The 25,103-nt window shown below is 64.0% G+C and carries 19 protein-coding genes and 2 pseudogenes; 9 read left to right on the top strand and 12 right to left on the bottom strand.

The genetic code is table 11. The features are described 5' to 3' along the window. Nucleotides 1–10: 10 nt before the first annotated feature. Nucleotides 11–1,619: pseudogene (locus LDZ23_RS25060) on the top strand (ABC transporter substrate-binding protein). Nucleotides 1,620–1,623: 4 nt separating this feature from the next. On the opposite strand, the gene LDZ23_RS25055 reads toward LDZ23_RS25060, so the two are convergent. Further along, on the bottom strand, nucleotides 1,624–1,884 hold the full coding sequence (locus tag LDZ23_RS25055; protein WP_008347475.1) for a hypothetical protein: 261 nt from the start codon (nucleotides 1,882–1,884) through the stop codon (nucleotides 1,624–1,626). A gap of 423 nt (nucleotides 1,885–2,307) precedes the next feature. Between LDZ23_RS25055 and proP the strand changes: the two genes are divergently transcribed. Next, entirely contained in the window at nucleotides 2,308–3,780 is a 1,473-nt protein-coding gene (proP, locus tag LDZ23_RS25050; RefSeq protein WP_008347474.1) for a glycine betaine/L-proline transporter ProP, read from the top strand. Nucleotides 3,781–3,792: 12 nt separating this feature from the next. Here the strand turns inward: proP and LDZ23_RS25045 are convergent, their stop codons facing one another. From LDZ23_RS25045 to LDZ23_RS25000, 10 genes are all read right to left on the bottom strand, one after another. Then, complete coding sequence (locus LDZ23_RS25045; RefSeq protein ID WP_008347472.1) at nucleotides 3,793–4,419, bottom strand: DAK2 domain-containing protein; 627 nt, start codon at nucleotides 4,417–4,419, stop codon at nucleotides 3,793–3,795. A gap of 12 nt (nucleotides 4,420–4,431) precedes the next feature. After that, on the bottom strand, nucleotides 4,432–5,442 hold the full coding sequence (locus tag LDZ23_RS25040) for a dihydroxyacetone kinase subunit DhaK (protein ID WP_008347470.1): 1,011 nt from the start codon (nucleotides 5,440–5,442) through the stop codon (nucleotides 4,432–4,434). 710 nt (nucleotides 5,443–6,152) lie between these two features. Beyond that, nucleotides 6,153–7,154, bottom strand: a complete 1,002-nt coding sequence (locus tag LDZ23_RS25035; RefSeq protein WP_008347468.1) for an ABC transporter permease — start codon at nucleotides 7,152–7,154, stop codon at nucleotides 6,153–6,155. Continuing rightward, nucleotides 7,151–8,686, bottom strand: a complete 1,536-nt coding sequence (locus LDZ23_RS25030) for a sugar ABC transporter ATP-binding protein (RefSeq protein ID WP_008347466.1) — start codon at nucleotides 8,684–8,686, stop codon at nucleotides 7,151–7,153. The genes LDZ23_RS25035 and LDZ23_RS25030 overlap by 4 nt, the downstream gene beginning before the upstream one ends. 20 nt (nucleotides 8,687–8,706) lie before the next feature. Further along, on the bottom strand, nucleotides 8,707–9,822 hold the full coding sequence (locus tag LDZ23_RS25025; protein WP_008347464.1) for a sugar ABC transporter substrate-binding protein: 1,116 nt from the start codon (nucleotides 9,820–9,822) through the stop codon (nucleotides 8,707–8,709). A 74-nt stretch (nucleotides 9,823–9,896) separates the two neighbouring features. Next, a complete protein-coding gene (locus tag LDZ23_RS25020; protein ID WP_008347461.1) occupies nucleotides 9,897–10,568 on the bottom strand; it encodes an L-fuculose-phosphate aldolase in 672 nt (223 codons plus the stop codon). Beyond that, the gene (gene mtnA / locus LDZ23_RS25015) at nucleotides 10,565–11,644 is read right to left on the bottom strand and encodes an S-methyl-5-thioribose-1-phosphate isomerase (RefSeq protein WP_008347459.1); all 1,080 of its coding nucleotides are present in this window, start codon (nucleotides 11,642–11,644) and stop codon (nucleotides 10,565–10,567) included. The genes LDZ23_RS25020 and mtnA overlap by 4 nt, the downstream gene beginning before the upstream one ends. Nucleotides 11,645–11,655: 11 nt before the next feature. Continuing rightward, nucleotides 11,656–12,921, bottom strand: coding sequence for an S-methyl-5-thioribose kinase (mtnK, locus tag LDZ23_RS25010; RefSeq protein WP_008347457.1), 1,266 nt, complete (start codon nucleotides 12,919–12,921; stop codon nucleotides 11,656–11,658). 38 nt (nucleotides 12,922–12,959) lie between these two features. Continuing rightward, on the bottom strand, nucleotides 12,960–13,655 hold the full coding sequence (locus tag LDZ23_RS25005) for a GntR family transcriptional regulator (protein ID WP_235366160.1): 696 nt from the start codon (nucleotides 13,653–13,655) through the stop codon (nucleotides 12,960–12,962). 198 nt (nucleotides 13,656–13,853) lie between these two features. Continuing rightward, complete coding sequence (locus tag LDZ23_RS25000) at nucleotides 13,854–14,468, bottom strand: DJ-1/PfpI family protein (protein ID WP_008347453.1); 615 nt, start codon at nucleotides 14,466–14,468, stop codon at nucleotides 13,854–13,856. 99 nt (nucleotides 14,469–14,567) lie between these two features. On the opposite strand from LDZ23_RS25000, the gene LDZ23_RS24995 reads away from it, so the two are divergent. The 3 genes and pseudogenes from LDZ23_RS24995 to LDZ23_RS24985 form a co-directional block, all read left to right on the top strand. Then, entirely contained in the window at nucleotides 14,568–15,905 is a 1,338-nt protein-coding gene (locus tag LDZ23_RS24995) for an aminotransferase-like domain-containing protein (RefSeq protein WP_034473352.1), read from the top strand. A gap of 437 nt (nucleotides 15,906–16,342) precedes the next feature. Continuing rightward, nucleotides 16,343–18,838 carry a hybrid sensor histidine kinase/response regulator gene (locus LDZ23_RS24990; protein WP_008347449.1) on the top strand — a complete coding sequence of 832 codons (2,496 nt, stop codon included), beginning with the start codon at nucleotides 16,343–16,345 and terminating at the stop codon, nucleotides 18,836–18,838. A gap of 205 nt (nucleotides 18,839–19,043) precedes the next feature. Then, a pseudogene (locus LDZ23_RS24985) lies at nucleotides 19,044–19,241 on the top strand (thiolase C-terminal domain-containing protein); the annotation flags it as partial. Here the strand turns inward: LDZ23_RS24985 and LDZ23_RS24980 are convergent. After that, on the bottom strand, nucleotides 19,222–20,001 hold the full coding sequence (locus LDZ23_RS24980) for a DeoR/GlpR family DNA-binding transcription regulator (RefSeq protein WP_008347445.1): 780 nt from the start codon (nucleotides 19,999–20,001) through the stop codon (nucleotides 19,222–19,224). The pseudogene LDZ23_RS24985 and the gene LDZ23_RS24980 sit on opposite strands and share 20 nt — an antisense overlap. Nucleotides 20,002–20,264: 263 nt before the next feature. Here LDZ23_RS24980 and LDZ23_RS24975 point away from each other — a divergent pair, with 263 nt between their 5' ends. From LDZ23_RS24975 to LDZ23_RS24960, 4 genes are read left to right on the top strand one after another with little or no spacing between them, the layout of a single operon-like run. Beyond that, a complete protein-coding gene (locus LDZ23_RS24975; protein WP_008347443.1) occupies nucleotides 20,265–21,263 on the top strand; it encodes a 2-keto-3-deoxygluconate permease in 999 nt (332 codons plus the stop codon). Continuing rightward, nucleotides 21,260–22,513 (top strand): four-carbon acid sugar kinase family protein, encoded by a 1,254-nt coding sequence (locus LDZ23_RS24970; protein WP_008347441.1) that lies wholly within the window; start codon nucleotides 21,260–21,262, stop codon nucleotides 22,511–22,513. Before LDZ23_RS24975 ends, LDZ23_RS24970 begins: the two co-directional genes overlap by 4 nt. 35 nt (nucleotides 22,514–22,548) lie before the next feature. Then, entirely contained in the window at nucleotides 22,549–23,550 is a 1,002-nt protein-coding gene (gene pdxA / locus LDZ23_RS24965) for a 4-hydroxythreonine-4-phosphate dehydrogenase PdxA (protein ID WP_008347439.1), read from the top strand. 48 nt (nucleotides 23,551–23,598) lie between these two features. Continuing rightward, entirely contained in the window at nucleotides 23,599–24,978 is a 1,380-nt protein-coding gene (locus tag LDZ23_RS24960; protein WP_008347437.1) for a CoA transferase, read from the top strand. The last annotated feature ends 125 nt before the right edge of the window (nucleotides 24,979–25,103 follow it).

Here is a 25,103-nt window from a genome sequence, read left to right as displayed (position 1 = left end):
AACAAGAAAAATGGTTCTGACGCATCGACTCCTTGCCGTTTCCCTCTTTGCCGCATTCGCATTGACGTCGCAAGCCGCATCGGCGGCGAACAAGACGCTCGTGTTCTGTTCCGAAGGCAGCCCCGCCGGTTTCGATTCCGCGCAATACACGACGAGCACCGACTTCGATGCGGGCGCGCATGCGGTCTACGATCAGCTCGTCGAATTCAAGCGCGGCACGCTCGATCTCGTGCCGGGTCTCGCCGAGAAGTGGGGATGAGTCCGCGGATGCGAAGACCTTCACGTTTCATCTTCGGCGCGGCGTGAAGTTTCAGTCGACCGCCTGGTTCAAGCCGACGCGCGACTTCGACGCGGACGATGTCGTATTCACGTTCAAGCGCATGATCGATCCGAACGAGCCGTTTCAGAAGGCGCATCCCGTCAGCTTCCCGTATCTGACCGATCTCGGCTACGACAAGAACATTGCATCCGTCGACAAGCTCAACGACTACACCGTGCGCTTCACCTTGAAGACGCCTGATGTCGTGTTCGTGCGCAACATCGCGATGGAGTTCGCATCGATCGTATCGGCGGAATATGCCGCGCAACTGCTGAAGCAGGGCAAGCCGGAAGACCTCAATCAGAAGCCAGTGGGCACGGGCGCGTTCGTGTTCCGCGACTATCAGAAGGACGCGACGATCCGCTACGACGCCAATCCGACTTACTGGAACCGCAAGGACGTGCATATCGACAAGCTGGTTTTCTCGATCACGCCCGATGCCGCCGTGCGTCAGCAGAAGCTATCGAGCGGAGAATGCCAGGTGACGTCGTTTCCGCGTCCCGCCGACATTGCCGCAGCGAAGCAGGATCCGAAGCTCACGGTGCTGTCGGGCGTCGGCTTCAACGTCGCGTATGTGGGCTACAACACGACGCACAAGCCGCTCGATAACGTGAACGTGCGCCGCGCGCTCGACATGGCGATCGACAAGCAGGCGATCATCAAGACGGTCTACGAAGGCGCAGCGACCATCGCGACGAATCCGATGCCGCCGTCGCAATGGTCGTATAACAAGGCGCTGAAGGACGCACCGCGCGACCCCGCGAAGGCGAAGGAACTGCTGAAGGAAGCGGGCTTTCCAAACGGCTTCACGATCACGCTATGGGCGATGCCGGTGCAGCGCGGCTATAACCCGAACGCGCGTCTGATGGCGCAACTGATTCAATCGGACTGGGCGAAGATCGGCGTGAAGGCGAACATCGTCACTTACGAATGGGCCGAGTACAACAAGCGCGCGAAGACGAACGGCGAGCACGACGCGATTCTTTACGGCTGGCTCGGCGACAACGGCGATCCAGACAACTGGCTCGGCACGACGCTCGGTTGCGACGCGGTTCACGGCAGCAACATGGCGAAGTGGTGCAACAGGCAGTTCGACGATCTGCTCGCGAAAGCGCGTCTCGTCACCGATCAGAACGCGCGCACGAAGCTCTATGAAGAAGCGCAAGTGGTGTTCAAGGATCAGGTGCCGTACACGCCGCTCGCGCACGCCAACATCTTCCAGCCGATATCGAAACGCGTGCATGGCTATCTGATCAGTCCGCTCGGCGGACATCGTTTCGACGGCATCACGTTCGATTGAGCGATCAGCCGCCGCGATACCACGCATCGATGCTGTCGTGCTGCTCGTGTTCGATTGGCGGCGTCTTGGCAGCGTCGGGCATTTCGTGTCCGGTGCTCTTCGCGCGCATCCCATGAACCGCCCGCGCGCTGTTCTCCTTGTGCGATACATGCTTCACCGCGCTTTCGCACTGCATGTTCGCCGCGCCGCAATCGTGCGCGAACGCAGGCACGGCCGACGACGCCGCGCTCGCGGCGAGAAGAACGGCGATGGTCTTCGCTTTCATGGCAACCCCGTGAATCCGTCGATAAAAAGAGGCGCGATCCGTCGACAGGGTTCCCGGAATGAAATCATCGTGCCGGCGGCATCGCGCCCGCTTCATCAAACGCATGGCTCGTGCCAATGACGCGCTGAATCGCTGTGAGCGTTGCGCGTAAAGGGATTGGCGCGTTGAGCGATGATCGCGTCAAGGCGCTCCTGTCGGACCGAGGCCAACGCTTGCGCGTCGCGTGTGCGATGCAATCCGACATTGCAATGATGCGAGTGTCGTTTTCTGCCGATTCAAGGACGCGTGAGCGAAGGCATGCACGCGCCGCGACCCGCACACTCTGATCATTCATCGTGCCGAGGGCCCCGCGCCCCATCGGCGGCCTTCCGCGCGAACGCAACGCAGTCCCTCGCGTTCGCCGCGAAATCAGGAGTGAGACAATTGAGCCTCTCGCACGAGCGCAACGCCCGAAGCAAAACGTCGCCGCATCTCACGCTGGGCGATATCACGGTAGTCGACCATGCCTTGCTGAAACGTGCCGTCGGCGCGATGGCGCTCGGCAACGCCATGGAATGGTTCGACTTTGGCGTGTATAGCTATATCGCCGTCGTGCTGGGGAAAGTATTTTTTCCGTCGAGCAGTCCGTCCGCGCAGTTGATCGCGACCTTCGGCACGTTCGCCGCTGCGTTTCTCGTGCGTCCTGTCGGCGGGATGGTCTTCGGGCCGCTCGGCGACAGGATCGGCCGCCAGCGCGTGCTCGCAATGACGATGATCATGATGGCCGTCGGCACGTTCTGCATCGGCCTGATTCCGAGCTATCACTCGATCGGCATTCTCGCGCCCGTTCTCCTGCTCGTCGCGCGTCTCGTGCAAGGCTTCTCGACGGGCGGCGAATACGGCGGCGCGGCGACGTTCATCGCTGAGTTCTCGACCGATGCGCGGCGCGGCTTCTATGGCAGCTTTCTGGAGGTCGGCACGCTCGCGGGCTATATCCTCGGCGCGGGCACGGTCGCGTTGCTGACCGCCCTGCTCCCGCACGACGCGCTGCTTTCATGGGGATGGCGCGTGCCGTTCATGATCGCGGGTCCGCTCGGGCTGGTCGGCTTGTATATCCGCATGAAGCTCGAAGAGACGCCCGCGTTCAAGAAGGAAGCCGAGACACGCGAGGCGCATGAACGGTCGCGTCCGAAACAATCGTTGGCCGAACTGCTGTCGCGGCAATTCAAGCCGATGATGCAATGCGTCGGCCTCGTGCTGATCTTCAACGTTACCGACTATATGGCGCTGTCTTATCTGCCGAGCTTTCTTTCGGCGACGCTGCACTTCGATGAAACGCACGGCCTGTTTCTCGTGTTGCTCGTGATGATGCTGATGATCCCGATGACGCTCTTCGCGGGCCATCTCTCCGATCTCATCGGCCGCAAGCCGGTGATGATAATCGGCTGCATCGGGCTTTTCGCGCTGTCGATTCCCGCGTTGCTGCTCGTTCAAACGGGCGCGATGCTTCCGGTGTTTCTCGGCTTGCTGATACTCGGCGCGCTGCTATCGACCTTCACCGGCGTGATGCCTTCATCGCTGCCCGCGCTCTTTCCGACGCGCATTCGTTATGGCGCGCTCGCCATCGGTTTCAACGTATCCGTGTCGCTCTTCGGCGGCACGACGCCGCTCGTCACGGCGTGGCTCGTCGATGCGACCGGCAATCTGATGATGCCCGCGTATTACCTGATGGCGGCATCCGTGATTGGCGTGGTGTCCGTGCTCGCGTTGCGCGAGACGGCGCGTCAGCCTTTGCTCGGCTCAGGGCCGTGCGTCGCAACGAAGGCCGAAGCGCTCGCTCTTACGCGCAAGAAGTTGAAGGTGGTGCCGGCGGGCAAGCGCGAGCGTGAGGTCGTGGTGCAGAGGAAGCGAGCGTGAAGGCGTTGGCATTCATCCCCCGACCGCATCTCTCAACGCCTCTAGAAACCTGACATAAGCCGTCGCGCCGGGATCCGCGTGCCCGATGCTGCGCTCCTGCACCCATGCAGCGCGGCCCTTCTTCGACTGCAGCGTGGCAGTCGCGCTGACCTGCTCGCGTGCCTTGGCGATCATGGCATCGAGCGTGTCCGTCGCGCTGCCTTGCGATGCGGCCAGCACATCGATACTCGGCACGAGCGCATCGAGCACGGTCTTGTCGCCGACCTGACTCTTGCCGCGTTCGATGATGCGCGCCGCCACCGCCTGACCGATCGCAAGCGCATCGTCGCGGCCGATCGCGTCCTTGTCCTTCACCGTCTTCGCCGCTGCGATCAATCCGCCGCCGACGAGCGCCGCGAACGTCGACGGATTCGCCGTCGAGAATGCCTTGGCCGCGGCCAGCATGATGTCGTTCAACGTCGCCTCGTCGGGCAATGCGTTCAACGCTTTCACGACTGCCGTCGATCCCGCCTGCACCGTGATGCCGAGATCGCCATCGCCGAGCGCCGCGTCGAGATCGCGCAGTTCATCGGCGTGTGCGGGAAGCGCGTTCAGCGCGCGCGTGAGGATGTCCCGCAGTTCCTTGCTCGTCACACTCATTGCACGCTCCTTTCAGGATTCGGTGCCGTCGCGGAAGAACGGCGAACGCGCGGGCGCTTCGAGCAGCGCCTCGAGTTCGTCGTCGAGCAGCATGATCGTGATCGATGCGCCCGCCATCTCGAGACTCGTCACGTATTCGCCGACATACGAGCGCGCGATTTTCAGCCCTTCATCGGCGATGAGTTTCGCCGAATGCCGGTACAGCAGATAGAGCTCTTCGAGCGGCGTCGCGCCGAGGCCGTTGACGAGCAACGCGACGCGCGAGCCTTTCGGCGCGGCGAGATCGCCGACGATCTGCTTCGTGATGCGCTCGGCGATGGCATCGGCGGATTCGAGCTTGCCGCGATGCGTGCCGGGTTCGCCGTGTATGCCGATGCCGATTTCCATCTCGCCTTCGGGCAGCGTGAACGTCGGTTTGCCTGCGGCGGGCAGGATGGTCGGCGAGAGGCCGACGCCCATCGTGCGGCAATTCGCGTTGGCCTTGGCGCAGATGCGCGCGACGTCGTCGAGCGAATCGCCGCGTTCTGCTGCGGCGCCAGCGCATTTGAATGCGAAGACCATGCCGGCGACGCCGCGTCGGTCGGCGGCGCGGTCTTTCGGTGCGGAGGCGACATCGTCGGTCAGCACGACCGTTTTGATGTCGATGCCTTCGGCTTCCGCGAGGTCCGCGGCGAGATCGAAGTTGAGCACGTCGCCGCCGTAGTTGCCGTAGACGTAGAGCACGCCTGCATCGCCGTTGACTGCTTTCGTCGCTTCGAATATCTGTTCCGATGATGGCGATGAGAAGACGTTACCGACTGCCACGCCGGCGCATAGGCCCTCGCCTACGTAGCCGAGGAAGCCGGGCATGTGGCCCGAGCCACCGCCGGTGACGATGCCTACGCGGCCTTGCGTCGGGGCGTCAGCGCGGACGAGTGCGCGTTTGTCTTCTGTCGCGGGTTTGATCCATTTTGGATGCGCTATCAGCAGGGATTCGATGATTTCATCGACGAAGGCTTCAGGGTTGTTGATGATCTTCTTCATCTCTTTGTTTGCTCCTTGTTTCGGTTCGGTTCGGTTCTGTTCTGTTCGCTTGCGTTTGTGTGGAAGCCTGATTTCGTGTCGGTCTATTAGCACTGCCCCTGTGCGGGGCGGCACTCACTTTCTTTGCTGCTGCAAAGAAAGTAAGCAAAGAAAGCAGCTTCCGATACGCCCGCGGTCACACGCAATTTGGGTAGTCCTCTCGTCCTTCGTGGGCTGCCTAACGAGTGCCCTCATAGGCCCCATCGGACTTGGCTCGCGCACGGTCCGTCTCATCGCACCACACGCCAAACGGGTTCAGCACCAAATAGCTCCGGCCCGCTTCGCGGCCGATGGGTCAATCGGGAGTGCATGTGCTTCTCTGCTAACGTCTCCATCTCACTGCAATCGCCGCCCTTTGGTTTCCCTTGCATACCCGGCGGCAGCGCGTAGCGCTGTGCCGGAGCTGTTTCGTGCTGAACCGGCGCGCTCGAAGTTATTGGGCGGCGGACCGTGCGCGAGCCAAGCCGGATGGGGCTTATGAGGGCACTCTTTAGGCGAGTGCCGCCGTGGACGAGAGAACTACCCAAATTGCGTGTGACCGCGGGCGGTGACGAGCTGCTTTCTTTGGTTACTTTCTTTGCAGCAGCAAAGAAAGTGACTGCCGCCCCGCACAGGGGCAACGCTAATAGACCGACACGACAGCGGGATCCGGCGATAAAAAGCAGAAACCATCAAACCTTCCTCCGCTGACTAAGCGCATCGAGCAAGACCGCAGCAAAGATGACACCACCTTGAATGAACTGCGTCCAGAACGGATTCACCCCAAGAAGAGAGAGCCCAACATTGATGACCCCAATCAGCACGACACCGATAAAAGTCCCGACGATGGACCCACGCCCGCCCGCCAGCGAAGTCCCCCCAATCACAATAGCCGCGATAACCTGCAACTCCAGCCCATTAGCCGCCGAAGGCAAAGCGGAATTCAACCGCCCGGCGAGCACGATGCCTGCAATCGCCGCCGTCGCACCGGCAAGCATGTAAGTGAAGAACACCACACGTCGAACCGGAATCCCGGCAAGCCGCGCCGCTTCCTGATTCCCGCCGACGGCGAACACCTGATGCCCGAACGTCGTCTTGCGCAGCAACACATGTCCGACGACGAACACGACGAGCATCACGACCATCGGCATAGGCAAGCCAGCAACGGTCTGCGCACCGAACATCGTGAACGCGTCAGGAAAATCGAACTTGGTGCGGCCATCGGAAATGGCGAGCGTCAGGCCACGCGCCATGGCCATCGCGGCAAGGGTGACGATGAACGGCACGAGCCTCAGCCACGAAATCACGAGCCCATTCAGCGCGCCCGCGAACGCGCCCACCGCGAGCGCCACGCACAACCCCGCAACGCCCAATCCGACCGCGCCCGGACTCGACCCCGCCATGACGGTCGCCGCGACCATCCCGCTCAACGCAACGAGCGATCCGACAGAAAGATCGATGCCGGACGTGATGATGACGAACGTCCCGCCCACCGCCGCGATGCCGACCACAGACACCTGCACCATGATGTTGGTCAGCGTGCTCGTCGTAAGAAACTCGGGCGATGCAATCGACAACGCAATACAGATGATGACGAGCGCCGCGAACAAAGGTCCGATGCCGCTCCTCAACTGACGGATCACACGGCGCGACAGCGCCTCCGTATCCGAACGATCGGCTGCCGTGGAGGTCATGCGCCTGCTCCTGTCGTTGCCCACTGAATGACCGTTTCCGAATCCGCCTTGTCGCGCGCGATCTCGGTCACGATGCTGCCGCGATACATCACCAGCACGCGATCCGACATGCCCAGCAACTCCGGCAGCTCCGAACTCACCATGACGACCGCCGCGCCCGCGCGCGCCATCGTCACCATGTGCGCGTAGATCTCCGACTTCGCGCCCACGTCGATGCCGCGCGTCGGTTCATCGAGCATGATGACGACCGGACTCGTCGCCGTCGCGCGGCCGAGAATCACCTTCTGCTGATTGCCGCCCGAAAGCGTTCCCGTGATCTGCAACACCGAAGACGCACGCACGCCGAAGCGCGCACTCGCTTCCTGCGCGAGCCTGCGCTTCTTCGCGCGGCTCACGAAGCCGCCGCTCGCCAGCGCCTTGAGGCTCGACAACGCGACGTTCTCTTCGATATTCGCCTCCAGCACCAGCCCTTCGAGCTTGCGATCCTCCGACGTATAGACAAGCCCATGACGCACGCCTTGCGTCGGCGAATGATTGCTGACCTTCTTCCCCTTGACGAGGATCTCGCCGCTCGTCACCGGCAACGCGCCGAAGATCGTCTTCAGCAGCTCGGTGCGCCCCGCACCCGCGATGCCCGCAATGCCGACGATCTCGCCCGCGCGCACCGTGAAGCTCGCATTGCGCAGAAGCGGCGCGCTCGCGAGATTGCGCACTTCGAGCACGACCGGACCATACTCGCGCGGCTCCCACGGATAGAACGATTCGAGATTGCGCGCGACCATCGCCTGCACGAGATCGGCTTCGGTCCATGCGGACATCGGGCGCGCGCCGACGGTCGCGCCATCGCGCATCACGACAGCGGAATCCGCAAGCTCGAACACCTCCTCCAGATGATGCGAGATGAAGATGATGCCCATGCCTTCCGCGCGCAAGCGGCGCACGACCGCATACAGATTCTCGATGTCGTGGCTTTGCAGCGCGGCAGTCGGTTCGTCCATCACGAGGATGCGCGCATCGCGTGCAATCGCCTTCGCCACTTCGACGAGTTGCCGCTTGTTCAACGGCAGATCGCCGAGCCGCATCCAGGGCGGCACGTTGTCGAGGCCGACGCGCGCGAGCGCTTCGCGCGCCATCGTGTTCGCCTCGCGCATCATCACGAAGCCGTTGCGCGAAGGCATGCGGCCGAGGAACAGATTTTCCGCGACCGTCATGTCGTTGATGAGCGAAAGCTCCTGATAAATGACGGCCACGCCCGCATCGATTGCCGCATTCGTGCCACGCGCGAGCGGCATGCCGTCGATCTCGATCGTGCCTTCGTCGGGTTCATATGCGCCCGACAACACCTTCACGAGCGACGACTTGCCCGCCCCGTTTTCGCCGACGATCGCCATCACGTGACCCGCCTGCAACTCCAGGCTTACGCCACGCAGCGCCTTCACGCCGGGGAAGCTCTTGACGATGCCCTGCATGCGCAACAACGGCTTCGCCGCGTGCGAAGCCGTGTGCGCGAGTGCTGCCGTTTCGACTGTCATGTCGCGCGTTCCGGTTGGCCTTACTGCTTCACTTCCTCGGACCACAGGCCGTACTTCTTCACTTCGTCCGAATCGATGTTCGACTTGTCGATGAGCATCGTCGGCCACGCATAGTTCGCGGGCACGTCCTTCTTCGCGTTGTAATCCGCGATGAACTGCAGCGACTTCGCCGCCATCTGGATCGGGTTCTGCGAGATCGTCGCATCCTGCTTGCCCGCGCGAATCGCGGACAGCGCCTGCGCGGTGCCGTCCGCGCCGATCACGAGAATGTGCTCCTTGTCGCCCAGCGGCTTGTAGCGGCCCGCATTGTCGATGGCCTTTTCCGCGCCCACCGTGTTGTCATCGTTGGCGCCGAACACCGCATCGATCTGCGGGAATTTCTGCAGGATGCTCGTCATCGCGTTGAGCGACTTCTCCTGGTCGAACGCGCCTTCCTGACGCGCGACGACCTTGATGTTCGGATACTTCGCGATCTCTTCGCTGAAGCCCTTTTCGCGATCCGTCGCGGCGGTCGTGCCGACAAGACCGATCAGGTCGACCACGTTGCCCTTCTCTTCGCCATAGCGCTTCTTCAGTTGCTCGGCGATCCACTTCGCTCCCGTCTGCCCGAGCGCGACGTTATCCGATGCAACGAAGGACGTGACCTTGCCGCCGTCCGAGCCGCGATCGAGCGTGAAGACGGGTATGTTCATCGAGTTGGCTTTCTCGACAGCGGGAATGATCGCCTTCGAATCGATCGGATTCAGCACGAGCGCCGTCACGCCCTGACTCAGCAGATTGATCGCATCGTTGACCTGCTGCTGCGCGTCGCCGTTCGCGTTGGTCTGCACGAGCTCGAAGCCCTGATCCTTCGCGCCGCGCTCCACGCCCGCCTTCAATCCGACGAAAAACGCGTTGTTCAAAGTCGCGATCGAAAAGCCGATCTTCGTCTTGCCGCCCGCCGAGGTTGCGGCCGGCGCACTCGCCGGCGCGCTAGCCGCCGCGTTCGCGCCCGATGCCGCGTTGGTGCTGCTTGTCGACGACGAGTTGTCGCTCTTCGAGCATCCGCTCAACGCGGCCGCCGCGCAGAGCAACGCCGCGCCCGTGGATTTGCCGAACGTTCCCCAACTGTCGAATCTTGCCGAGCTCCAGGCCATGACTGTCTCCGTTGTACGAGTTGTTCAATGCGATTTGTTCTTGCGATGAGGCATCGCTTCCCGTCACGCGCGTATCAGCGATCCTCCGTATTGCGCTTGCCGTATGTCTTGAACTTCTCCAGCACTTCTTCCATCTGTTGATCGGAAAGCAAAGGCGGTGCGCCGATCTGCAACGCCAGCAGATATTGCTTCGCGAGCACTTCCACTTCATGCGCGAGCCACACGGCGCGCGAGAGATCGGTGCCGAGCGCGATCACGCCATGATGCGCGAGCAGACATGCGCGACGCTCGTCCAGCGCGGCAAGCGCGTGATCCGACAATGCCTGGCTGCCGAAGATCGCATAAGGCGCGCAACGTATCGACTTGCCGCCCGCCGCCGCGACCATGTAATGCAGCGCGGGAATGTCGCGGCCATGAATGGCGAGCGCGGTCGCGGCGATCGAATGCGTATGCACGACCGCATGAATATCGTCACGCGCGCGCAGGATGTCGCGATGAATGCGCCATTCCGACGACGGCCGTGCGATACGAAGAATGTCGGCATCGTCGGTAACGTCGAGCGGCAGCCACACGATCTGTTGCTCGTCGAGCTCGCGCGCCGACACGCCGCTCGGCGTGACAAGAAAGCCATCGCGATACCGCGCGCTCACATTGCCCGAGGTGCCCTGATTGATGCCGAGCCGCTCCATTTCGAGCGACGTATCGACGATCGCGCGGCGCAACGCGCTTTCATCGGCCGCGATCATGCGGCGGTCCCCTCTGCGTCGAACAGCGTGCGCAACGAGCGCTCGAACGGCGCGCGCACGATGCCGCGTTCCGTGATGAAGCCGCTGACGAGCGCATGCGGCGTCACGTCGAACGCGGGATTGCGCGCCTGCATCGCATCGGGCGCGATGCGTCGTCCGGCGAGATGCGTGATTTCCTCGGCGTCGCGCTCTTCGATTTCGATGCGCGATCCGCTTGCCGTTTGCAGATCGAGCGTCGATGAAGGACACGCGACATAGAACGGAATGCCGTAGTGATTCGCTGCGATGGCAAGTCCGAGCGTGCCGATCTTGTTGGCGAAATCGCCGTTCGCCGCGACGCGATCCGTCCCGACGATCACGAGATCGACGAGCCCTTGCGACATGATCGATGCGGCCGCGCTATCCATGATGAGCGTGACGTCGACGCCCGCCTGCTGCAGTTCGAACGCGGTAAGCCGCGCGCCTTGCAGAAGCGGACGCGTTTCATCGGCGTAGACCTTGAACGCGAGGCCCGCGCGACGCGCCGCATAGATCGGCGCGGTGGCCGTGCCGATGCCCGTCGTCGCGAGCGCGCCCGCATTGCAGTGCGTGAGCACGCCGATGCCTTCGCGTATCAACGGCATGCCATGCTCGCCGATGCCTTCGCACAGCGCGCGATCTTCATCGTGGATTCGCTTCGCTTCTTCGACGAGCGCCGCGTGAAGCGTCGCGCTATCTTTCGCGTCGATATCGCGTGCGTGACGCAGCATGCGCCGCACGCCCCAGCTCAGGTTCACCGCGGTAGGCCGCGCCGCTTCGAGCCAGTTCGCATGACGTTCCAGCTCCGCGCGATACAGCGCGACGGGAAGCGTCGTCGAATCACGCATCGCGATGCAAAGCCCGTACGCCGCCGCCACGCCGATAGCCGGCGCCCCGCGCACGCGCAACTCGCGGATGGCGCGCCATACCGCTTTCACGTCGGCGATGTTCTCCACGACGATCTCATGCGGCAGACGCGTCTGATCGAGCAGCAGCAGATCGCCGTCGCGCCATTCGATCGTCGGGGGAAGCGTGCTGAACAAGGGCTGCGAAGCCATGAAGTCTCCTGTCACATCGTCGCGGTGTCGCGCTGAATTTCGCGCGCGAGCACCGCAACGTGTTCGATATCGCCGAACGTTGCGCGTCCAACGAGCAACGCTTCCGCGCAACGCAGGCAACGCACTTCGATACGCGCGCGCGCCTCGACATCCGGAATGCGCGTGATCTCCGCCACCTTCGCCATGCCGACGATGCGGCGAATCATCTTGCAGCCCGCGAAGCCCAGCGTATCCGCCAGCAAACGCCGCATGAAATGCGCGCGATACGCGCTGAGCGCGCGGCTTTCCGCTTGCCCGCCGATGAAGCGCCGCTTGCTGCGGCTCTCGTGATCGCGCCACAGTTCGAGGAACTGCGCGCTGAAGCCGGTCCAGATGCGCGTCATCTGTTCGAGCAGCCATTCCTGATACGCGACGGGATCGCGTCCGTCGATGCGGCCGTGCCAGTCGCGCGAGAAATATGCGAGCAGCAGATTCGCGATGAGCGCGCCGACGTCGAAGCCCATCGGTCCATAGAACGCGAACTCCGGATCGATCACGAAGGTTTCGTCTTCGTTGACCATGATCGAGCCGGTATGCAGATCGCCATGCAGCAAGGTCTCGGCGTGATTTATGAACGCCCACTTCATGTCGGCGGCCGCGATGCGCAAAGGCTCGTGCGTTCGCAACCTTTCGATCGCGGCCTTCGGCAAGGCGGGGCTATACATGTTCGACGGATGATCCTCGAACGGATACGTGAAGACGAGATCCTCGGTGATCTTGCATAGCTCCGCGTTGACCGCGGCGCTCGCGGCCTGCTTCTTGATATCGGGCGCGAGAAAGAGATCTGAGCCGTAGAACAGCGTATGCGCGAGATAGCTCGACAGATGATTCGCGAGACGCGGATACGTCGTGCCATCCATCAGACCTTGACGCAGAATGCGATGCGACGCGAGATGCTGCATCACCATCAGAAAGCGCTTGCTGTCGGCGTGATAAACCTTCGGCACATGCTGCGGACACAGCGCGCCGAAGCGCCGCAACGCCGCGACTTCATGCTCCATGCGCTGACATGAAAGCGGCCACGTCTTGCCGACGAGCCGCAGGAACGGCGGCGCCTGCTTGACGACGACACTGCGCTGCGGCGTCTTCGCGTTGGTCACGAAGTACACATAGTTCAGATTGCCATCGCCGACTTCGACGACTTCGAGATCGTCGGGCTCGCCCAGCAACGCGCGCACGTCGGGCACGCCGCCGAGATAGGCAGCGAGTTCCTGCGCGGTGAAAGCTTCAAACTCCATCGGTGTCTCCTCCGATGTTGCCCGTGCGCGCATCCCAGTCAGCGACGCTTGCGCACCAGATCGAACTTGAAGATGCTCGTGTTGTAGTAGTCGTTGCTATAGCAAAGCGGCTCGCCGCTCTGATCGAAATCCACTTCGTCCAGCAGCAGAAACAGACCGAAACCGTCGCCCAGTTCGGGCAGATCGCGCGGCGTGAGAATGGTCGGCTGTATCGACGTATGTGTATGCGACAGCCGCCGTCCCGTGCGCTCGAACATGCCGAAAAGCGATTCGCCCAGATCGCCTTCGGCCGCATCGAACACGCGCTTCGGGATCGTGTCGATGCAATACGCGGCGATGGCGTCGTCCGCGCGCCGCACGCGCTCGATTCGCACGCATGGATCGCCGGGCCTGATCGCGAGCTTTTCCGCGAGACTTTCCGATGCGGCGACGGTGTCCGTGTGGATGCGACTCGTCGATGGCACTGCGCCCACGCTGCGAATCATGTCCGTCACCGACATCAGATCATCGAGTCCGCCGTGCAGCTTCAGCGAAATTTGTCTGATGAAGGTGCCCTTGCCTTGCTGACGCGACAGCAAGCCATGCGAGATCATCTGCGCAACCGCTTCGCGCAAGCTCGACCGTCCGACGCCGAGCAGCTCGCAAAGCTCTATTTCAGTGGGAATCTGGTCGCCGGGCTTGAGCTTGCGCTCGCGGATCATGGCGAGGAGCGACTCCTGGATCTTGTCGCTCATCGATCGCTCGACGCTCAGTCGCATGAGGCTCTCTCGGATGACAGTCCATGAAATATACATCAGACGTCTGATGTTTCCGTAGGGACTTTCCCGAAGCGTTTACTGCTTTATACAAGCGGCTTTCTTTGCGCACGTGCAGCATGAAAAAGCCCGTCGCGCGCAATGCGACGGGCTTTGCGGTGCACGATTTTTCGCCGCTCAGGCGAGCCAGGCGACGTCGATGTAAGGCGCGATGTTTTTCATCGCGCGCTCGACGTAGTCTTCCTTCTCGCCGACGGGCGCGACGTAATGCATCGCACTGCGCGCCGCTTCGACGCCTTCGAACCGCGCGATCACCCACGCCGCGAGATATTGCGATGCGAGGCACCCACCCGCCGTCGCGACATTGCCGTTTGCGACGAACGGCTGATCGAGCGTGCGCACGCCCGCTTCCTCGACCCACGGCTTGGTCGTCAGATCGGTGCAGGCGGGGACGTCCCGAAGAAGTCCGAGCTTCGCGAGGACGAGCGTGCCCGAGCATTGCGCCGCCAGCAACTGACGCGCGGGATCGAGCCTGATGCGCGCCATCAGCGATTGATCCGCGACGACTTCGCGCGTGAGCATGCCGCTGCCGACGATCACGGCATCGGCATGCGCGGCGTCTTCGAGCGTGGCTTGCGCTTTGAGCACGACGCCGTTCATCGAACGCGCTTCGTCCGATGGACATGCAATCGACACCTTCCAGCCAGGCTTTTTCACGCGATTGAGAATGCCGAGCGCGATCAGTGAGTCGAGTTCGTTGAAGCCGTCGAACGTGAGAATGGCGATATGCATGATGTTCTCCTTTCATCGCATGGAACGCATGAGTGCATGCTACGGCGCGAGACGAATACAATCAAACAATTGTCATGGATACATCGGGAATGGGCGCTCATGCCGAAACCACCGCGCTACAAGCAGATCGTCGACAGGTTCGTCGATGACATTCGTTCCGGCCGCCTCAAGCCCGGCACGCGTCTGCCGACGCATCGCGAGCTGGCCGCGCGCGAGCGGCTCGGCATCGTGACCGCGACGCGCGTGTATGCCGAACTGAACGCGATGGGACTCGTCAGCGGCGAAACGGGACGCGGTACGTTCGTGAAGGAAACGACGCTTTCGCGAGCGCTCGGCATCGATCAGGTCGCGATCGCCGCGGACATGGTCGACCTCGACTTCAACTACCCCGCGCTCGCCGGCCAGGCGGAACTGTTGCGCCGTGCGTTGCGGCAGTTGTCATCGGCGGGCGATCTGGAAGCGCTGTTGCGCTATCAGCCGCATGGCGGACGCGCACGCGATCGGGCGACGGTCGCGCGTCATCTCGCGCGCCGTGGTCTCGATGTGAGCGCGGATCGCGTGATGCTCGTCGATGGCGCGCAGCACGGCCTCGCCACGACGGTCATGGCGCTCTTGAAACCCGGCGATGTGGTCGCGGTCGATACGCTGACCTATCCCGGCTTCAAGCTGCTCGCCGACGCGCACCGGATCGAACTCGCGCCGATACGCGCATCGGGCACGGGCCCCGATCCCGACGCGCTCGAGGCGTTGTGCAAGCGGCGCCGCGTGCGCGCGGTCTACACGATGCCGACGCTGCACAATCCGCTCGGCTGGGTGATGACGGCGACGCGGCGCAGGCAACTGGCAGCGCTTGCGCGCAGGCATGGCTTTTTCATCATCGAGGATGCGGCCTATGCCTTTCTCGCCGATGACGCTCCGCCGCCGCTCGCCGCGATCGCGCCGGAACTGACGGTGTACGTATCCGGCTTTTCGAAGAACGTGGCGACGGGACTGCGTGTCGGCTATGTCGTCGCGCCATCCGAATGGGTGCCGAAGATCGAGCGCGCCATCCGCGTGACGACGTGGAACACGCCGGGCGTCATGACGGCCATCGCGTGCGGCTGGCTCGCGGACGGCACGGTCGAGAGACTCGAAGCGGAAAAGCGCGCGGATGCGTCGATGCGCCAGCTCATCGCGGCGCGTGCGTTGGGGCGTTTGAAGCGCGTGACGCATCCGGCGTCGTACTTTCTGTGGCTGCCGATGCCCGAGGAAGTGCGCGCGGATCGCATCGCGGCGGCGCTGATGGAAGAGCGGATTTCGGTATGGACGGCCGAGCCGTTTTGCACGGCGGCGCAGGTGCCGCATGCGCTGCGGCTGGCGCTGGGATCGGTGGATGTGGCGACGTTGGGCGACGCGTTGGGGCGCGTCGCCGAAGTCGTGGCGAGGTATGCGTATTGAACCTGAAGCAACCGCAAAAGCAATAGCGTAATAATCGCCCAATAAACCAATTCGGCGAACCGCATTTTCCGGATAACGAAATAAACTATCCGCCGCGAGGGGTCCTTTCCCGCATCGCAAATCCGAACGCGCGAAAGAAAGCAAGCCGAATTTACCGCCATCCGCCCATCGGCACGGAATTAATACTCACGCAATAAATCCGCGAATGCACAACCGGTCATTTGTCGTACTTATGCCCATAACGGCTTACGATCCAGTCAATAATCCCCGGCATGCCGCCCCGACGCGCTTCATCGGCGGCCCAAGCCTCTAAAAATCTTCTCGAACAGCAAACGATTGCGGCCGTATTTGTGTTCCAATTGAGCGATTAATCCGTCGCAAAAAACCCGATATCTCCGCGACTCGAAGATCGCGAATCCATCGATTGGAAATACCCTATGCGGACTCAATACGAGGCGTCGACACCGGAAAAGAAAATCAAGGCGGAACATACGCGTCAGGCGCATTTCCAGCGATGGTTCGCCACGTTCGCCAGCCTCGCCCATTCGCGGCTCCCGCTTAACGCTTATCTGCAGAAAGTCACTGACACGCTGAGAGAAGTCGCGGGCGTCGCGTCCGCCGTCGTGGAATGGATCGAGGGCGACACGCTCCACTACCGCGCGGCAAGCGGCAAGGCGGCGGCGCACATCGGCGTGCGGCTGCCCACGGCCGGCAGTCTGTCCGGGCTTTGCATCACGCGCCAGCAAGCGCTCATCTGCCGCAATTCGGCGACGGATCATCGCGTCGACCGCGCGGCGTGCAAAGCCGTCGGCGCCGTGTCGATGGTCGTCGCGCCCGTCGTCTACGAAGGCCGCTCGGTCGCCGTGCTGAAGCTCATCTCCGGTGAAGTCGACTATTTCGGACATTCGGACATCAGCATCCTCGATGCGTTTTGCGCGTGCATCGCGGAAACCATCGCGCGCGAGGAGATCGCGCAGGAAAATCGCGCGCTGCTGCGGGAGAAAGCCAGCGTCGCCGCGGATCTCTCCGTCGAGTCGTCGCTGCGCATCGAATACGAGAAGAAGCTCGCCGACGCCCTGCGCCGCCGTCAGACCGTGCTCGACAACGCGCACGTCGCATTCGTATCGATGGACGAAGCCGGCATGGTCGTCGAATGGAACGAGGCCGCGAGCGTGCTTTTCGGCTGGAAACATCGCGAAGTCGCGGGCCGGGAACTCGCGTCGTTCATCGTGCCGGAACGCTTTCGCGACGCACACCGCACGGGCCTCACGCGCTATCTCGCGACGGGCGAGGCGCGCATCATCAACACGCGCGTCGAGTTGCCCGCGCTGCGCCGCGACGGCACCGAGTTCGCCGCCGAGCTGACGATCAGCGAAGTCTGGTACGAAGGCCAGCGCCAGTTCGCGTGCTTCGTGCACGACATCACCGACCGGCACGTCGCGAACGAGGCGAACGAACGGCTGCGCCTGCTCATCGATTCGGTGAGCGACTACGCGATCTGCATGCTCGACCAGAACGGCTACGTGCGCTCGTGGAACGAAGGCGCGCGCGAGATCTACGGCTTCACGGCGGCCGAAGCGATCGGCCGGCATTTCGCGCTTTTCTACACCTCGGACGAACACGGCCGCGACCGTCCGACCGACGATCTCGCGCTCGCCGCGAAGCGCGGCCGCGTCGAACACGAGGACTGGCACGTTCGCAAGGACGGCACCGAGTTCTGGGCGCACGTCATGCTGAGCGCGCTGCCCAACAAGAACGGCGGCGCGCAAGGCTTCGTCAAGATCACGCGCGACATGACCGCGCGGCGGCGTCTCGAAGAACTCGAAGCGTCGAGCCGGCGCATGAACGAGTTCCTCGCGCTGCTCGGCCACGAGTTGCGCAATCCGCTCGCGCCGATCCGCAACGCGGTCAGCATCCTCAAGCTGAAATCGTCCGACGACGCCGACGTGATCCGCAGCCGTCAGATCGTCGACCGCCAGCTCGCGCATCTGACGAAGCTCGTCGACGATCTGCTCGAAGCGGGGCGCGTCAGCTCGGGCAAGATCCGTCTTTCGACGGACATCGTCGATATCGCGGATGTCGTGCACCTGAGCGTCGAGGCGAGCCAGCCATCGTTCGACGAGCGCGGACAGCGCATCGACATTCAGGACAGCGGCCAGCCGCTTTTCGTCAACGGCGATCCGACGCGGCTCGTGCAGGCGCTCAACAATCTGCTCAACAACGCGTCGAAATTCAGCCCGCACGGCTCGACCATCACGCTCGAAGTCGGCCCGCGCGGGGGCACGGTGCTGGTGCGCGTCATCGACGAAGGCCGCGGCATCTCGCCCGAAGCGCTCGGCACGGTGTTCGATCTGTTCGTGCAGGAGCATCCGCCGGGCGCGCATGCCGACGAAGGCGGGCTCGGCATCGGCCTCACGCTCGTGCGCGCCATCGCGGAACTGCACGGCGGCCACGTCGAGGCGAAAAGCGGCGGCGCCGGACGAGGCAGCGCGTTCTCGCTGTGGCTGCCGCTCGCCGAGCCGCCCGCGCGCGGAACGCCTGCGAGCGGCACGCCGGCCGCTACGGCGGGACGTCAGCTCGATGTGCTCGTCGTCGACGACAATCGCGATTCCGCCGACAGCATGACGCTGCTCGTCGACATGCTCGGCCACAACGCGCGCGCCGCCTACGACGGGTCGCACGCGCTCGAATCGTTCGAAGCGGCGCGGCCGCAGGTCGTGCTGCTCGATCTGTCGATGCCCGGCCTGACGGGTTTCGACGTGATCCGCCGCATGCGTGACGATGGCAAGCACGTCATCGTCGCGGCGATGACGGGCCTCGGCTCCGACGAGGACATGGCCCGCACGCGCGCCGCCGGTTTCGACGCGCATCTCGTCAAGCCGGTAGATCTTCCGGAGCTGGAGCGCGTGCTGGCGCTGGCGGGGCGCGTCTGACGCGTTGCGGCGCGCCCGGCAGGGCGCGCGCGCGCGCGGGCGTTTTCGTCAGCCGATATGGCAGCTTCAGCACAGGCCAGAACCTGCCGTTCGCATCGCGCGCGGACGAGAGCACGTCGGCGAGGAAATCGCTGTCGTCGAGAAATTCGTCGACGCGCATCGCCGGCGCGGCGCCCGCGATTGCCCTCGCCGCCGTCGCTTTCGGCCGAACGGCGGATTGCTTTCGCGCGGTCATCCGGTCGGCGCGACCGGGCTCGCGCAGATCGTCGAGTTGACGCAGCAGTTGCGCGGCCGGGCGGGCGCGCGGCAACGGCCAGACGCGAAAGTCGCGCTCGCCGAGCATAACGGCGGTCAGCTCGCAGGCGATTCCGCCGTCGCGCTGGTCACGATTCTTTCGACGTAACCTGCGCCGTCTCCACCGTCACATTCCCCCGCTCTTCGAAGCGCGCGAGCACCGGCGCTTCGGCCCATGCATCTGTGACGAGCGTCCAGTTGCGTTCCAGCGGCGTCCAGTGCTGCTGATTCGCGCGCTCCAGCTTGTTCGACGTGACGAGCACGAACACGCCCGCCGCCTGGCCCGCGATGCATTCCTTCAGAAACGCCTGCTCCGCCGTCGCCTCGCACAGCCCGCGGCCCGCGACGACACCATCCGCGCCGAGAAACGCCTTGTCGAACGTGACGCGCGTGAGCGCCACCTGCGCGATCGGTCCGAGCGTGCTCATGCTCGATGGCCGCACGTCGCCGCCGATCAGCGTCACGCGCACATCCGCCGCCGCGAGCGTGTTCACCGCCAGCAGATTGTTCGTCACGACGTGAATCTCGGTGCGCCCGGCGAGGCAGCGCGCGAGCGCGGCGGTCGTCGTGCCGCCGTCGAGAAAGATCGTGTCGCCGTCCTGAACGTGACGCGCCGCCGCGCGCGCGATCGCTTCCTTCTGCTCGCGATAGCTCTCGCGCCGCGTATCGAGCGATTCTTCCGGCTCGTGCATCCCGACCGACGCCGCGCCGCCATACGTGCGCACGATGCGTCGTTCGTCGGCGAGCGCGCGCAGGTCGCGGCGCACCGTCGCCTCCGACATGCCGAAGTGCTCGCACAGCGCGGCGACATCGTTCATGCCGGAGAGCACGGCCTTCAACATGGCTTCGCGGCGTTTCTCGACTTTCATCCTGTTCCTTTCTTTTGACGGTTCTGGCGGCGACGCACAGTGTAGCGAACCGGCCGGGTCCGTCGAATGCTCGCGGTTCGTGTCGAGCGCACGGCCGATATTTTGATCGATTTGGTCATTCGAACAGTCGGAATGATCGACATCGATCAGAGTAAACGCCTAGAACGACCAAATTGCGCAAAACCGACGGGAGGACTACACTGCGCTTTGATCGATTCGATCAATCGATGATCGAATCGGACAAAGACCACTCAGGAGACTTCATGGCTCAACTTCACATCAAGCGCGCCGTCGAGCGCGTTCCTGGCGGGATGATGATCGTCCCGTTGCTCATCGGCTCGCTGATCGCGACGTTCATGCCGGGCATGCCGAAGTTCTTCGGCTCGTTCACGAACGCGCTCTTCACCGGCGCGCTGCCGATTCTCGCGGTGTTCTACGTATGCATGGGCGCCAGCATCGACGTGAAGGCGACGCCTTATCTGCTGAAGAAAGGCGGCGCGCTGTTCGTGACCAAGGTCGGCACGGCAATCATCGCGGGCATCGTGCTCGGGCATTTCCTGGGCGAGCAGCCGATTTCATCGGGACTGTTCGCGGGCATTTCGACGCTCGCCGTCGTCGCCGCGATGAACGACACCAACGGCGGCCTCTACATGGCGCTGATGGGCCAGTACGGCCGCTCGGAAGACGTGGGCGCGTACACGATCATGTCGCTCGAATCGGGCCCGTTCCTGACGATGGTCACGCTCGGCGTCGCCGGTTTGTCCGCGTTTCCGTGGCCGACGCTCGTCGGCAGCATTCTGCCGCTCGCGGTCGGCATGCTGCTCGGCAATCTCGATCGCGAGATGCGCGAGTTTCTCGGCCGCGCCGTCCCGGTGATGATTCCGTTCTTCGCGCTGGCGCTCGGCGCGAGCCTCGATCTGCACAAGGTCTGGCAAGCCGGTTTGCTCGGCATCGGACTGGGTTTCGCGGTCGTCATCGTGACGGGCATTCCGCTCTATTTCGCGGATCGTCTGACGGGCGGCACGGGCGTGGCGGGCGCGGCGGCAGCGAACACCGCGGGCAACGCGGCGGCCGTTCCGGCGCTGATCGCGGCGGCGAATCCGGTGTACAACGAGGCGGCCAAGTCGGCGACGCTGCTCGTCGCGGCGTGCGTCGTCGTGACGGCGATCGTGTCGCCGATATTGACCGCATCCATCGCGAAACGCGTGAACGCTCGGCGCGATGCGGGTTCGTCCGCGAAGGCTCGGGGGGCCACGCAATGAAGAGTTTGCTGATCGTCGCCGACGATCTGTCGGGCGCGGCCGATTGCGCGATCGCGTTCGCGGCGGCGGGCCGCAAGACGGTCGTGTCGCTCGACGCGGGCGCATCGGACGCGAACGCGACCGTCGTCGCCGCCGACACCGACACGCGCCGCCTCGCGCCCGCCGACGCCGCGAAGCGCACGGCCGACGCGTGGCACGCGTTGCGCGCGCCGGGCCGGCGTCTCTACAAGAAGATCGATTCGACGTTGCGCGGCAACTGGGCCGCCGAAGTCGCGGCGCTGACGCGCGTCGCCGGTCCGGCGATCGTCACGCCCGCGTTTCCCGCGACGGGCCGCACGGTGCGCGATGCGCGCGTGTTCGTGCGCGGCGTGCCGCTCGAAGACACGGAAACGTGGCAGCTCGAACACGCCGGGCAGCATGCCGGCTTGCGCGAGTTGCTGGACGCGGTCGGCCTGCGCGCCGCGCATGTTCCGCTCGATGCGTTCCGCGCCGCGCCGCAGGAAGTCGCGCTGATGATCGCGTCGGCGGCGGCGTCGGGCAATGGCATCGACGCGATCATCGTCGATGCCGAAACCAGCGACGATCTCGCATCGCTCGCACGCGTGAGCGCTTCCGTCGATGAGCCGTTCTTCTGGGTCGGCTCCGGCGGACTCGCCCGCGAACTCGCCGCGCTGCCCGATCTCTTCGATACCGACGCTTCCACGCAGTCGGCGAGCATTATCGAACCGGCGCAAGGCCCGATTCTCGCGCTCGTCGGCAGCCTGTCGGCCATCTCCGAACGTCAATGCGCGCTGCTGTGCGCCGAAGCCGGCGTGTGCGAAATGATCGTGCCGCCCGCCGTGTTGCGCGACGGCGCGCGTCATCCGCAATGGCAAACGTGGAGCGCGCGCATCGGCGACGCGGTGCGCGGCAAGGAAGACGCGATCGTGCGAATCGGCCGCGACGACGCGTTCGATCCCGCCGAGGGCGCCCGCTTGTCGAACGCGCTCGCCGCGCTCGTCGCGCCGCATTTCGATGCGCTCGGCGGGCTGATCGCGACCGGCGGCGAAACGGCGCGCGCGATGCTCGCCGCCGCGAACGTCGGCAGCCTTGAACTCGTGCGCGAAATCGAAGCGGGCGTCGCGCTCGGACGGCCATCGAACGGCAAAGGGCCGTCGGTCGTCACCAAGGCCGGCGCGTTCGGCAGCGAGCACGCGCTGCTCGGCGCGTACCTGCATTTGCGCGGCGCGGATATTCCCCTCGCGCGTTGAAGCGCGTTGAAAACAGACATCACCAGACGAAAATCATGAGCAACTATCTCCCCGTAATCGGCATCACGATGGGCGACGCAAGCGGCGTCGGACCGGAAGTCGTCGTCAAGAGCCTCGCGCACGACGCGGTCTACAAGCAGTGCCGTCCGCTCGTGATCGGCGATGCGCGGCGTCTCGAACGCGCCAACGAAATCGTCGGCGGCAAGGCGACGGTGCGGCGCATCAAGGACGCGACCGAAGCGCGCTACGAGCCGGGCGTGATCGACTGCATCGACCTCGGTCTCATTCCCGACGACCTGCCCTTCGGCGAACTGTCGGCCGTTGCGGGCGATGCGGCTTACCAGTACATCGCGCGCGCCGTGGAACTGGCGCAGGCGAATCAGATCGACGCGATCTGCACCGCGCCGCTCAACAAGGAAGCGCTGCACGCGGGCGGCCACAAGTTTCCGGGCCATACGGAAATGCTCGCGCATCTGACGGGCGTGGAAGAAGTGTCGATGATGCTCGTCGCGCCGCAATTGCGCGTGATTCACGTGACGACGCATATCGGCATCATCGATGCGATCCGCAAGATCGAGCCGGGTCTCGTGCAACGCACGATCGAGCGCGGCAACGCGACGCTCGTGAAGGCGGGCATCGCGAAGCCGCGCATCGGCGTGTGCGGGATCAATCCGCACGCGGGCGAGAACGGTCTGTTCGGTTACGGCGAGGAAGAGGAAAAGATCATTCCCGCGGTGAAGCTCTTGCAGGAACGCGGCCTCGATGTGACCGGCCCGCTGCCCGCCGATACGCTGTTCTATCGCGCGGGGCGTGGCGACTTCGATCTCGTCGTCGCGATGTATCACGATCAGGGTCACGGTCCGGTGAAGGTGCTCGGTCTCGAAGCGGGCGTGAACGTGACCGTCGGTCTGGATGTGATCCGCACGTCGGTCGATCACGGCACGGCGTTCGATATCGCGGGCAAGGGCATCGCCGATGAAGGCAGCATGCTCGAAGCGCTGCGTCAGGGCGCGGAGCTGGCGACGCGGCGTCAATGACGCATATGGCGTGATAATGGGCGCTCCATCGACTCAGGAGCGCCCGACATGACTTCCTCTCTCGATACGCTGCGCAGCCTATGGCGCATCGCCGGCTTGCCCGACGATGCGCTTTCTTTCATCGACCTTCCGGGTCGCGATCCGGTTTTCCCTTCCAGTTTCGCTGTCGGCACGGCGGCGCAGGCGACCATCGGCGCGGCGGCGCTCGCGGCGTGCGAGCTTGGTTTCGCGCGCGGCGTGGAGCGGCAGCGCGTGTCCGTCGACATGACGCACGCGGCGGTCGAATGCACCGGCGCGTTCACGGTGGACGGCAAGGAGCCGGAGACATGGGGACGCTTCTCCGGTCTCTATCGATGCGCCGATGGCTACGTGCGGATTCATGCGAACTTCGAACATCATCAGGATGGCGCGCTGCTTCTGCTCGGGCTCGATCCGCGCACCGCGACGCGTGAGGACGCCGAACGCGCGCTGCTTTCGTGGCGCGCGGGCGACTACGAGAACGCGGCGGCGGAGCGCGGTCTCGTCGTGACGATGCTGCGGACGTTCGACGAATGGGATGCGACGCCGCAGGGCCAGGCTATCGCCGCGCAGCCGTTGATGACGATCACGCGCATCGGCGATGCGCCCGCGCTTGCGTTGCCTTCTTTATCGGCGGATGCGCGTCCGCTCGATGGCCTGCGCGTGCTCGATTTCACGCGCATTCTCGCGGGGCCGGTCGGCGGGCGCGCGCTCGCCGCGTTCGGCGCGGACGTGATGCTCGTGAACGGGCCGCATCTGCCGAACATTCCGGCTATCGCGGATACGAGCCGCGGAAAACGATCGGCGCTGCTCGATCTTCGGTCGCCTTCGGATCGCGAGACGCTCTGGCATCTCATCGATGACGCGCATGTGTTCGCGCAGGGGTATCGGCCGGGCGGGATCGCGTCGCTGGGATTCGGGCCGGATGAAGTGGCGCGGCATCGGCCGGGCATCGTTTATACGTCGTTGAGCGCGTATGGCGCCGAGGGACCGTGGGCCGCGCGACGCGGTTTCGATTCGCTCGTGCAGACCGCGATGGGCTTCAACGCGGCGGAGGGAGAAGCAGCCGGCGAGAGCAAGCCGCGCGTCTTGCCGATGCAGATGCTCGACATGGCGAGCGGATTTTTGATGGCGTTCGGCGCGGCGGCGGCGCTGTGGAAGCAGCAGCGTGAGGGCGGAAGCTGGCATGTGGAGGTTTCGCTCGCGCAGACGGGACATTGGTTGCGCGGGCTCGGGCGTGTGGACGGCGGGTTCGCTATCGCAAAGCCGGATCTCGCGCCGTATATGGAGCGGTATGAATCGGGATTCGGTGCGTTGATGGCGGTGCGGCCGAGCGCGCAACTTGCGCGGACGCCGGCGGGGTATGCGAGGGAATCGGCGCCGCCGGGGACGGCGCAGGCGCGGTGGTGAGGGGTGGGCTTGCGCAGTCGAGCGAGTAACGACGGTCGATGGACCGCTTGGTCGACGGAGTCCTTACTTTTATTCAGATAAGTCTCCTTGCGCTCACTGTGATGTCCATCTAAAAGTCGTGGTCA

Origin of the sequence: Caballeronia zhejiangensis (assembly GCF_022879815.1) — a bacterium.
Taxonomy (GTDB): Bacteria; Pseudomonadota; Gammaproteobacteria; order Burkholderiales; family Burkholderiaceae; genus Caballeronia; species Caballeronia zhejiangensis.
Note: the sequence above shows the minus strand (reverse complement) of the source record. Positions and strands in the feature narration are given on the sequence as shown.

Bases quoted from the DNA above. Each gene is read 5' to 3' on its own strand.
- LDZ23_RS25055 (WP_008347475.1), bottom strand. From the start codon at position 1,884: ATGAAAGCGAAGACCATCGCCGTTCTTCTCGCCGCGAGCGCGGCGTCG.
- LDZ23_RS25045 (WP_008347472.1), bottom strand. From the start codon at position 4,419: ATGAGTGTGACGAGCAAGGAACTGCGGGACATCCTCACGCGCGCGCTG.
- LDZ23_RS25040 (WP_008347470.1), bottom strand. From the start codon at position 5,442: ATGAAGAAGATCATCAACAACCCTGAAGCCTTCGTCGATGAAATCATC.
- LDZ23_RS25035 (WP_008347468.1), bottom strand. From the start codon at position 7,154: ATGACCTCCACGGCAGCCGATCGTTCGGATACGGAGGCGCTGTCGCGC.
- LDZ23_RS25030 (WP_008347466.1), bottom strand. From the start codon at position 8,686: ATGACAGTCGAAACGGCAGCACTCGCGCACACGGCTTCGCACGCGGCG.
- LDZ23_RS25025 (WP_008347464.1), bottom strand. From the start codon at position 9,822: ATGGCCTGGAGCTCGGCAAGATTCGACAGTTGGGGAACGTTCGGCAAA.
- LDZ23_RS25020 (WP_008347461.1), bottom strand. From the start codon at position 10,568: ATGATCGCGGCCGATGAAAGCGCGTTGCGCCGCGCGATCGTCGATACG.
- mtnA (WP_008347459.1), bottom strand. From the start codon at position 11,644: ATGGCTTCGCAGCCCTTGTTCAGCACGCTTCCCCCGACGATCGAATGG.
- mtnK (WP_008347457.1), bottom strand. From the start codon at position 12,921: ATGGAGTTTGAAGCTTTCACCGCGCAGGAACTCGCTGCCTATCTCGGC.
- LDZ23_RS25005 (WP_235366160.1), bottom strand. From the start codon at position 13,655: ATGAGCGACAAGATCCAGGAGTCGCTCCTCGCCATGATCCGCGAGCGC.
- LDZ23_RS25000 (WP_008347453.1), bottom strand. From the start codon at position 14,468: ATGCATATCGCCATTCTCACGTTCGACGGCTTCAACGAACTCGACTCA.
- LDZ23_RS24995 (WP_034473352.1), top strand. From the start codon at position 14,568: ATGCCGAAACCACCGCGCTACAAGCAGATCGTCGACAGGTTCGTCGAT.
- LDZ23_RS24990 (WP_008347449.1), top strand. From the start codon at position 16,343: ATGCGGACTCAATACGAGGCGTCGACACCGGAAAAGAAAATCAAGGCG.
- LDZ23_RS24980 (WP_008347445.1), bottom strand. From the start codon at position 20,001: ATGAAAGTCGAGAAACGCCGCGAAGCCATGTTGAAGGCCGTGCTCTCC.
- LDZ23_RS24975 (WP_008347443.1), top strand. From the start codon at position 20,265: ATGGCTCAACTTCACATCAAGCGCGCCGTCGAGCGCGTTCCTGGCGGG.
- LDZ23_RS24970 (WP_008347441.1), top strand. From the start codon at position 21,260: ATGAAGAGTTTGCTGATCGTCGCCGACGATCTGTCGGGCGCGGCCGAT.
- pdxA (WP_008347439.1), top strand. From the start codon at position 22,549: ATGAGCAACTATCTCCCCGTAATCGGCATCACGATGGGCGACGCAAGC.
- LDZ23_RS24960 (WP_008347437.1), top strand. From the start codon at position 23,599: ATGACTTCCTCTCTCGATACGCTGCGCAGCCTATGGCGCATCGCCGGC.